Origin of the sequence: Microbacterium sp. NPDC056736 (genome assembly GCF_042790415.1) — a bacterium.
Lineage (GTDB): Bacteria > Actinomycetota > Actinomycetes > Actinomycetales > Microbacteriaceae > Microbacterium.
Window position 1 is genome coordinate 1 of the sequence record NZ_JBHTZE010000014.1, and the last position, 9,440, is coordinate 9,440.

9 protein-coding genes are annotated in these 9,440 nt (G+C 72.5%); 3 read left to right on the forward strand and 6 right to left on the reverse strand.

All coding sequences use genetic code 11. The features are described 5' to 3' along the window. Window positions 1-15: 15 nt before the first annotated feature. Window positions 16-1,323, reverse strand: coding sequence for a hypothetical protein (locus ACFRAL_RS17245; protein ID WP_378885338.1), 1,308 nt, complete (start codon window positions 1,321-1,323; stop codon window positions 16-18). After that, window positions 1,320-3,059, reverse strand: coding sequence for a hypothetical protein (locus tag ACFRAL_RS17250; protein WP_378885341.1), 1,740 nt, complete (start codon window positions 3,057-3,059; stop codon window positions 1,320-1,322). The genes ACFRAL_RS17245 and ACFRAL_RS17250 overlap by 4 nt, the downstream gene beginning before the upstream one ends. A gap of 169 nt (window positions 3,060-3,228) precedes the next feature. Between ACFRAL_RS17250 and ACFRAL_RS17255 the strand changes: the two genes are divergently transcribed. Then, window positions 3,229-3,822 carry an NADPH-dependent FMN reductase gene (locus tag ACFRAL_RS17255; RefSeq protein ID WP_378885344.1) on the forward strand — a complete coding sequence of 198 codons (594 nt, stop codon included), beginning with the start codon at window positions 3,229-3,231 and terminating at the stop codon, window positions 3,820-3,822. Here the strand turns inward: ACFRAL_RS17255 and ACFRAL_RS17260 are convergent. Continuing rightward, complete coding sequence (locus ACFRAL_RS17260; RefSeq protein WP_378885347.1) at window positions 3,806-4,354, reverse strand: hypothetical protein; 549 nt, start codon at window positions 4,352-4,354, stop codon at window positions 3,806-3,808. The two genes, ACFRAL_RS17255 and ACFRAL_RS17260, sit on opposite strands and share 17 nt — an antisense overlap. 121 nt (window positions 4,355-4,475) lie before the next feature. Here ACFRAL_RS17260 and ACFRAL_RS17265 point away from each other — a divergent pair, with 121 nt between their 5' ends. Next, window positions 4,476-5,135, forward strand: coding sequence for a 2-phosphosulfolactate phosphatase (locus ACFRAL_RS17265; protein WP_378885350.1), 660 nt, complete (start codon window positions 4,476-4,478; stop codon window positions 5,133-5,135). Here the strand turns inward: ACFRAL_RS17265 and ACFRAL_RS17270 are convergent. The 3 genes from ACFRAL_RS17270 to ACFRAL_RS17280 form a co-directional block, all read right to left on the reverse strand. After that, complete coding sequence (locus tag ACFRAL_RS17270) at window positions 5,129-5,623, reverse strand: SprT-like domain-containing protein (protein WP_378885352.1); 495 nt, start codon at window positions 5,621-5,623, stop codon at window positions 5,129-5,131. The two genes, ACFRAL_RS17265 and ACFRAL_RS17270, sit on opposite strands and share 7 nt — an antisense overlap. Before the next feature lie 44 nt (window positions 5,624-5,667). Then, window positions 5,668-6,195, reverse strand: a complete 528-nt coding sequence (locus tag ACFRAL_RS17275; RefSeq protein WP_336393572.1) for a hypothetical protein — start codon at window positions 6,193-6,195, stop codon at window positions 5,668-5,670. A 308-nt stretch (window positions 6,196-6,503) separates the two neighbouring features. Then, window positions 6,504-7,367, reverse strand: a complete 864-nt coding sequence (locus tag ACFRAL_RS17280; RefSeq protein ID WP_378885355.1) for a spermidine synthase — start codon at window positions 7,365-7,367, stop codon at window positions 6,504-6,506. A gap of 257 nt (window positions 7,368-7,624) precedes the next feature. Here ACFRAL_RS17280 and ACFRAL_RS17285 point away from each other — a divergent pair, with 257 nt between their 5' ends. Beyond that, complete coding sequence (locus ACFRAL_RS17285) at window positions 7,625-9,295, forward strand: ABC transporter substrate-binding protein (protein WP_336393570.1); 1,671 nt, start codon at window positions 7,625-7,627, stop codon at window positions 9,293-9,295. Window positions 9,296-9,440: the final 145 nt, after the last annotated feature.

A 9,440-nucleotide genomic window follows, 5' to 3' on the forward strand; every position in this document is an offset into this window, starting at 1 on the left:
GGCCGCGGCCTCCGGTCATCCGTTCCCCGCCGCCGGGACCGGCCGGAACGGCCCCCCGGAGACCTCCGACACCAGTTCGACGTACTCCTCGCCGCCGACGAGGTCGTCGGTGGAGTAGAGGTCGGCGACCTCCTGCAGTGCTGTGACCAGGTGCGTCTGCGGGACCGCGTTGTCACCCTTGCCGTGCACGCCCTGCCGGGTCGACATCACCGCGGCGAGCCGGGGCAGGCTGTCGGCGCGGTCCTTCCAGAGCGCGTGCAGCGAGCGCGGCGTGGCGTTGCGGCTGCCGTGATGGCCGACCTTGTACAGGTCGATCCGTGCAAGCCGCTCGCGCAGCCGCGGCTCGCCGGGGAGCTGGTCCAGCGTGTGCCGCCAGTTCTCGATCTGGGCGTCGCCGGGGAAGAGCAGCGACAGGCCGCCGATCTCGAGCAGCAGGATCAGGCTGGTGTTGTTCAGGGCGTCGTCGAGGTCGCGGACCAGCCGCGCGGCCGACGCGGTCCGCTGGTCGGCCAGGCGGTCGATCAGCCAGCGGACCGGACCCGGGCCGTGGGTCATGGGCGCCGGGGTGCCGGCGTCGGCGGCGGCGCCCACCATGCGCAAAGAGGCGTCCAGTGCGGTGAGCCAGTACTCCGGATCGTCCTCGCGCTGCTTCGCGACCCGCGGATCCTGGTCGACCGTCGGCGGGCCCAGCACCGTCGCCCGGAGCCCGGGGATCAGCGCCTCCATCCCGGACTCCATGCCCGCGTGGAGATAGCGCCCGCGGCCGTCGCGCGACAGCTCGTCGAGCAGGGCCACGGCCTCGGCGTTCTTGAGCTGGTCCTCCGCGGCCGTCCGCACCTCGTCGTCGAGGCCGGCGAGCCCCGCGAGCCGGGCGACGTGCTCCTGCGCCTGCGCGAGGAGCGCGGCGTAGCGCACCGACGCGCGGCTGAGGCCGGCCGGCGCGGCGCCGGCGTCCGGGCCGTCCGCCGTGGCCGACAGCTCAGGGTCCTCCGTCCACGACCGCAGCACGAGCGTCGGCGCGAGCCGCCTCATGATCGCCGCGCCGGCGTCGACCTCGAATCCCCTGAGGTGATCGCGATGACGGTGGCTCACCACGAGGACGTCGAGGTGGCCGCCGGTGTGCTCCTCGACGAGCGCGGCGACGTCCGCCATGCGGCCGCGGGCCATGCCCTCCCGCGGCGAATGGCTGGTGCCGTAGTCGATGAGGATGTGCCGGGCGGCGCGTCCGTCATCGAGCGGCCCGTCGTACTCGATCGACACCAGGAAGCAGTCGCCGAAGCCGACCTGGTACATGCGCACGCGCGTGCGGACGGCGGCGCTCACCATGTCTCCCCGGAGCTGCGCTCGGTGCGGTGCAGCTGCGCGAACGTCTGCCCGCGCGCGGCGCTGTCCGAGAACCCGAGGCGCCGCGAGGCGTCGTGCCGGCCTGTCCGGGCGAGGTGGTCGAGCCGCCTCTGCTGGCGGCGCCAGTCGTCGAGACGCTTGTGGACGTGCAGCTTCAGGCGGCCGAACTGGTCGAAGATGAGCGTTCCGCCGCCGAACAGCTGGACGGGCGTGCGCGGGTCTATGGCCGGCGACAGCTGCAGCCCCGACTCGTCGGTGAACTCGCGAGCGGTCATCTCGGCCATCTGGACGTACGTCGCCACCGACTCGGGGACGATCAGCCCGTCGGGGCCGATCCGCTGCGTGGGCAGCACGGACTCGATCACGGTGTAGTAGTCCGTCGACACGTCCAAGCGGCGGGCGTTCTGCCACAGGAACCGGAACACCTCGTCGCGGTCGCTGCGCAGGCCGGCGAAGTTGATGCCCAGGTAGTAGGGCGGCAGCTCGGACTCCAGCACGTCGGTCACGCGGTTGGCGGAGCGCTGGATGCCGGCGCGCGCGAATCCCTCGACCAGGAGCTGCCGGTAGCCCAGGTCGTCGTCGGGCGCGACCTCGTTGTCGGCCAGCAGCACGGCGTTCAGCAGGTCGCCGAAGTCGAATTCGACCGGCGGCAGGTAGTCCAGGCCCCGGATCAGCATCGTGAGCAGCTGGAACGCCGCCTTGGCGCCCTCCTCGGCGGCGCGCGCCCGGTCGAGGGTGATCCGGCCGGTCGCCCCCTCGCCGCGGGGCCTGGAGAACAGCGCCTGCAGGCGCTTGACCCAGATCTCGATGAGGACGTCGAAGGCGATCGCCACGAGCACCTCGCCGCGCCGATGCGGCTCGAGGAACTCGGGAAGCTTCGCCCAGTCCTGCGGCGGCGGGTTCAGCGCCGACTGGCGCAGCGCGCCGCGACCCTGGGTCAGCACGCTGCCGATCTGCTCGGCGACCCGGGCGAGCATGCTCCGCCGCAGCGCCTCGCGCTCGACGCGGCTGCGGGGGATCCGGCCGCTGCGGTCGGGCCGCCCGAGCGCCTGCTCGAGGACCGGACGCATCGAGAACACCGACAGCAGCGCCACGATGTCGGCGAACCCCTCGTGGAAGGCCGCCTGGTCGGGCAGGCTCGGCTCGAGGAACCGCCGGCGGAGGCCGTCGAGCACAGCGTGGGTCGTCTCGTGCACCACGACGTCGTGGCTCAGGCACGTGTACACCGCCTCGCCGCGGGGGTCCACCGGAGGCACGTAGCCGAACAGCAGCGCCCTGTCGTCGTAGGAGTAGAACGCGTTGGCCTCCGGGAACGCGTGCGGCACGAGGAAGAGCTGGTGGCTGCGGAAGCCCCACGGCAGCCGGCGCCCGAGCGCCGTCTCGAACGTGGCGAGCGTGCGCGCGGCGGTGGCGTAGACGTGCTGCGCGTGGAAGGCCAGATCGGTGCGCAGCACGTCGTCCGCGGCATCCGCGAACAGATCCTCCCTGCCCAGCGGCGCGTGCTTGACGTAGCGGCCGGTCGCCGTGTCGTAGTCGACGACGTGCAGCCGGGATCCGCGGGGACCGTCCTCCATCCGCGACCACGGCACCTTCACGTTCGCGGTGAGGATGCGCCCGTCGTCGCCGCTCACCGCGGGGTCCTGCGCGATGAGCCGCAGCGTCACGTGCGTGCGCGGCTCGTCGGCGGGCTCGGCGTACTGGACTTCGTCGGCCATGTCGCACCTCCCCAGGGTCTTGGGACCACATTGCAGTGGACCGCCCCGATGCGGAAGAGGGGTGGCGCGCGCACGCTGATACCCGCGGGGCCGGTCGCGCCGGGTGCCAGGTTCCGCGGCGTCCGTCAAGGCGGGTGCGGCCATCCGGCGGCGGGTGCAGGCTGACCCCATGAAGATCGACATCGTTGAGCACGAACCGCCCTACCGCGTCGGCATCGTCATCGGCAGCCTGTCGCGCGAATCCGTCAACCGCCGCCTCGCCGAGGCGCTCCAGCGCCTGGCCCCGCGGGAGCTCGAGTTCTTCGAGATCGGATACGCCGACCTCCCGCTGTACAACCGCGATCTCGACGGCGACTACCCGCAGGTCGCGACCGACTTCAAGGAGGCGGTGGACTCCGCCGACGCCGTGCTCTTCGTGACGCCGGAGTACAACCGGTCCATCCCCGGCCCGCTGAAGAACGCGATCGACTGGGGCAGCCGGCCGTACGGGCAGAACGTCTGGGAGGACAAGCCCACCGGGGTCATCGGGGCGTCACCGGGCAAGATCGGCACGGCCGTGGGCCAGCAGACGCTGCGCAGCACGCTGAGCTACCTGAACGCACGGCAGATGACGTCGCCCGAGGCCTACATCCAGGTCACGCCCGGCCTCATCGACGACGACGCGCGGGTGACCGACGCCGAGACCGAGGAGTTCCTCCGCACGTTCATGCGGAAGTTCCTCGAATACGTCGCGCGCGTGCTGACCGTCATCCCGCAGGAGTGACGTCCGAGCCGGATGCCGCGGCCTCGGCCGCATCCGCCGGCTCGGGGTCGTGCGCCCACGTGGGCGCGAGGGCGCGGATGCGCGCGGCGCGCCACTGCCAGGTCGCCCACAGCATCGGCCACAGGAGCGCGGCGGTGGGTCCGCCGATCACGAGCCGGTCGCGCCAGAGGGTCTTGCCCGGCTGTCCCGGTGCCGGCGCCACGGCCATCTGGTGGTCCCAGACGTCGAGGCTCGCGAGGGGCCCCGTGAGCGGGATGCCGCTGTCGCGGAAGATGCGCACCTCGCCGCCCGGCCCGTCGACGCGCCGTTCGCTCGCGTGGATCAGCTGACGGCCGACCGGCACCGACCCGAACGCCGACAGCTGCACCGGCACGTCATCGCCCGGCGACCACGAGGTCGGCAGCCCACTGGGCACGAGGGGCTCGAGGCCGAGCACCGGACCGTACAGCTCGGCCACCGCCCGTGGCGAGTGCAGCGCCCGCCACGCCGCGTCGGGGTCGCAGTCGATCACGAACTTCAGCAGGATCCGCATGCTCCAGTGTCGCACCCTGTGTGTCGGATGGTCGCGGCTCTCGCGCGCTTCGGCTGAGCACGGGCGGTCCGCGCCGGGGGCCGGCCGAGGACCCGCGATCGTGTCGGCTTAGGCTGGACGGATGCCCGAGAGCCCCTTCGACCAGCAGCGTTACCAGGTCCGTCACGACTGGGGTGTCGAGGGGCTTCGCCGGCTCGCCCCGGCCGACGTCGTCGTGGTGGTCGACGTGCTGCGGTTCTCCACGACGGTGACGGATGCCGTGGCCCGCGGCGAGACCCCGCCGCTCGACGCCTCCGCGCACGCGGTGTCGCTGAACGGTGCGGCCGTCGCGGCGGCGGCGGCCGAGACCGGCGCCACCGTGCTGCTCGGGTGCCTGCGTGACGCCCGCGCGGTCGCCGACGCGGTGCTCGATATCCAGCGCCGTCGCGCCGAGCGCACGAGCATCGCCGTGATCGCCGCGGGGGAGCTCGCCGGCCGGTGGAGCGGAGCGCCGCTGCGGTTCGCCGTCGAGGATCAGCTCGGCGCCGGTGCCGTCATCGAGGCGCTCGGCACGGTCGGCATCGACCACACGTCGCCGGAGGCGGCTGTGGCCTGCGAGGCGTTCCGTGGGTTGCGCGGCGCGGTGCGGCACCTCCTCACCGCGAGCGCCTCCGGACAGGAGCTCCTGGGCCGCCCGGACCACCCGCAGGCGGCGTCGCGCGACGAGGTGCTGAACGCGGCCGCGGTGGATGCGGCATCCGTCGTCCCGGTGCTGCGCGAGGGCCGCTTCGTCGCCTACTGATCCCGCGGCGTCATCGCGGCGAGCCGCGTCGCACGCGTGATGTCGCGGCGGGTCCAGGTGAAGGCGTGGCGCTCGTCAAAACGCGGCGCGCACTTCGCGCAGGAGGTCGGGCGCGTGGCCTTGCGATGGCGGTAGGCGACGTGCCCGGCGGGGCAGACGCCGATCCACGGCGCGAGCTCCACCGCGGTCTCACCGTCGTGCGTGGTGCCACCGACGTAGCCGAGGTCGCGCGCGACCGCCTTCCAGCGGGGGCCGTGCCCGGCCCGGGGGCCCGCCAGCGCATGCGCGACCTCGTGCAGCAGCGTCTGGTGGTTGGTGTCGTCGTCGTACCGCGCGGCGAGGTAGCGCGAGACGCTGATGCGCTTGCGCGAGTAGTCGCAGAGCCCGGCGCGGCGCTTGGCGTTGTCGAACGCGAAGGTCCACGACCCGTCGAGGTGGGCGGCGATCAGGGCCTCGGCCCAGTGCCGCACGCGATGCAGTTCCGACATGACGCGAGACTAGAACGTATCTCCGACACTCGGGCCGGGGCGAGTCAGCTGGCCACCGAGGCCGCCGCGCGGCGCCGGTCGGCCGCGTCGATCGCGAGCAGCGTCGATTCGAGCTGGTCCTCGGTCGCCCCCGACTCCTGCCGGAGGAACAGCGCCCGCTTGAAGTCCTTGCGCGCCGCCTCGAAGTCGCCGGCGTCGTAGTTCACCTTGCCGCGGTGCTGCAGCGCGAACGCGGCGATGCCGGCCCAGCCCTGCCCCTCGGCCTCCTCGGCGCACGTCGTCAGCTCCTGATCCGCCGCGGCGTAGGCCTCGCGCGCCTGCAGCACGGTGGCGTGCAGGATGCGCGCCCGCAGCAGGTCCTTGCGGGTGCCGGCCATGCGGGCCACGCGCACCGACTGCTCCGAGACGACCAGCGCGTCGTCGAGGCGGTCGAGCACCTTCAGCAGCCACACCCGCTCGAGCAGGGCGGGGAGGCTGCGCTGCTCGCCGATCTCCTCCAGCCGCTCCTTGCACTGGCGCGGATCCACCTGCTCGCGGAGGGTGTCGGGATCGTACCCGCGGATGTAGCTCACGTCTGACTCCCTTCGCCGCGCCGATGGCTGCGTCCAGTGTGCCTGGCGCCGCGTGGGTCTCCGTCGTGCCACGCCGAGTCGCGGCATCCGCCCCCTCGTCCGTCCCCGTCCCTCCCCGCCCCTCCCTCCCTCCCTCCCTTCTCCTCTCCTCTCCTCTCCTCTCACCCAGTAACCGCGATCTCGCCGAACGACCATGCCGTCGGCGCCCATGTCGTGGTACCTCGCCGAGTTCGCGGTATCTCGGCGGAGGAAGGGAGGGGAATGAGGGGTCGGCGGAGGAAGGGAGGGGAAGGGCCGGCGGGTGGGGGTCAGCGGGTGAAGACGGATGCCGAGGGCTTGGGCGAGGGCGTCGCATCGGCGTCGGTGGCCACCCGGGCGCCGCGCACGAAGTCGTCGAGCTCGCGGCCCTCGGCCACCTTGGCCGGGTGGGGGCCGGCGGCCATGAGCCGCGGCAGCCACTCGGTCGGAAGCGGGGCGCGCGAGGCCGCGATCACGAGGTTGCCGAAGCGGCGTCCCTTCAGGGTCTGCACCTCGGCGAGCACCACGACATGGTCGAGCACGGCGCGCACCGTGGCGACCTCGCGGCGCGCGAACGCCAGGCCCGCGCCGTCGGCGACGTTGACCAGCAGGACGCCGTCCGGCGCCAGGAAGCGCGCCGCCTCGGTGAAGAACTCCACCGTCGTCAGATGCGCGGGCGTCTGGGCGCCCGAGTACACGTCCGACACGAAGAGGTCCGCCGCGCCGACGAGCCCCGCGGGCAGGCGGCCGAGCGCCTGCCGGGCGTCGCCGATCCGAACCCGCACCGACGCTCCGCGCGGCAGGGGGAGGTTCTCGCGCACGAGATCCCACAGCGCCGGCTCGAGCTCGACCACCTGCTGCCGGGACCCCGGCCGCGTCGCCTCGACGTGCCGCGGGATGGTCAGCGCGCCCGCGCCCAGGTGGATCGCCGTCAGCGGCTGCCCCGGCATCCGCAGCTGGTCGATCACCGCCCCCATGCGCGCGATGTACTCGAAGTGCAGGTGCGTCGGATCGTCGAGGTCCACGTGCGACTGCGGCGTACCGTCGACGTCGAGCTCCCAGCCGCCGCCGAACGGCGCGCGCACGATCCGCGCCAGCGTGCCGTCCGACAGTCGGGCAGTCGGTGCGGCCGGCTCGTCCCTCGCGCGTGCCATGGCCACCACGTTAGCCGCACCCCGTGCCTGCGACGCGCCGGTTTGACACTTCTGCGCGCGAGCGTGCGGACGGGGTTGGCAGAACGCTGAGGAAGCGGCATCCGTCTTCACCGAAACCGAATCGAGACACAGGCGTAACCGACGGAGGGGTTCCGCGCGGGTAGCGTCGGAGGATCACTCCCCGATGAGGGCTGCGCGCACCTCTGCTCCACATCGATGTGCAGCGGAGCCCACACGACATGGAAGGTGCACAGCACATGCTCCACACCGCCAGAAGGCGCTGGCTCACCGGCGCCGCAGCGATCGCCGTCGGCGCGGTCGTCCTCACCGCCTGCGCGAGCCAGCGGGACGAGGGCGGCGCGACCGACGAGGCCGCCGACGTCGACTCGACGTTCATCTTCGGCTCCTCCGGCGACATCGCAGGCCTCGACCCGGCGATGGCGAACGACGGCGAGACGTTCCGCGTCTCGCGGCAGATCTTCGAGGGCCTCGTCGGCGTCGAGCCGGGCTCGGCCGACCCCGCCCCCGGGCTCGCCGAGAGCTGGGAGCAGTCCGAGGACGGCCTCGAGTACACCTTCCAGCTGAAGGAGGGCGTCACCTTCCACGACGGCACGGACTTCAACGCCGAGGCCGTGTGCTTCAACTTCGACCGGATGAACAACTTCACCGGCCTGGCCGCCACCGAGAGCCTCTCGTACTACTGGGGCAAGCTCATGCGCGGCTACGCCGAGACCGGCACGTCGATCTACGGCGGCTGCGAGGCGACGAGCGACACCGAGGCGGTCATCACGCTGACCCAGCCGTTCGCGGGCTTCATCCCCGCACTGTCGCTGCCGTCGTTCGCGATCCAGAGCCCCGCGGCCCTGGAGGAGTTCAGCGCCGATGAGGTCGGCGGCACGGCGGAGGCGCCCGTGCTCAGCGAGTACGCGCAGGGTCACCCCGTCGGCACCGGTCCCTTCAAGTTCGACGAGTGGGCACCGGGCGAATCGGTCACCCTCAGCGCCTACGAGGACTACTGGGGTGAGCAGGGCCAGGTGCAGGAGATCATCTTCCAGGTGATCGGCGACACCACCGCCCGCCGCCAGGCGCTCGAGTCCGGCTCGATCGACGGCTACGACCTCGTCGCGCCCGCCGACCTCGCCTCCCTCGAGGAGGCCGGCTTCAAGCTCGTCAACCGCGAGCCGTTCAACATCCTGTACCTGGCGATGAACCAGGCTGTGCCGGAGCTCGCCGACATCCGCGTGCGTCAGGCGATCGCCCAGGCGATCGACAAGGAGCAGCTCGTCACCCAGGTGCTCCCGGAGGGCACCGAGGTCGCCCGCGAGTTCATGCCGCCCGTCGTCATCGGGTGGAACGAGGACGTCACCACGTACGACTACGACCCGGAGGCGGCCAAGGCGCTGCTCGCCGAGGCGGGCTACGACGAGGCCAACCCGCTGACGCTGCAGTTCAACTACCCCGTCAACGTGTCGCGCCCGTACATGCCCAACCCGGAGCAGATCTTCACGAACCTGGCATCGCAGCTCGAGGCCGTCGGCATCGTGGTCACCCCCGTCGGCGAGGACTGGAACCCCACCTACCTCGACCGCATCCAGGGCGGCGCCGACCACGGTCTGCACCTGCTCGGCTGGACCGGCGACTACAACGACCCCGACAACTTCGTCGGGACGTTCTTCGCCACCCCCGGCAACGAGTGGGGCTTCACGAACGAGGAGCTCACCGCAGCGCTGACCGAGGCCCGCGGCCTCGCGAACGCCGACGAGCAGGAGGCGGCGTACCTCGCCGTCAACGAGCAGATCATGGAGTTCCTGCCGGGCGTCCCGCTGGCGCACCCGGTCCCGACGCTGGCCTTCGCCGAGCGCGTGACCTCGTACCCCGCCAGCCCCGTGCAGGACGAGGTGTACAACATGGTGGAGCTGAGCGAGTAAGGAAGGCAGAGCGGATGGCGCGGCCCCCGGGCGCGGCAAACCCGACGGGGGACCCCCCCCCCCCCCCCGGGCCCCCCCCCCCCCCCCCCCCGACGCCGGTGCGCCTGCGTGCCGCCGAGCGAGTGAAGGAGGACTCATGAGCACC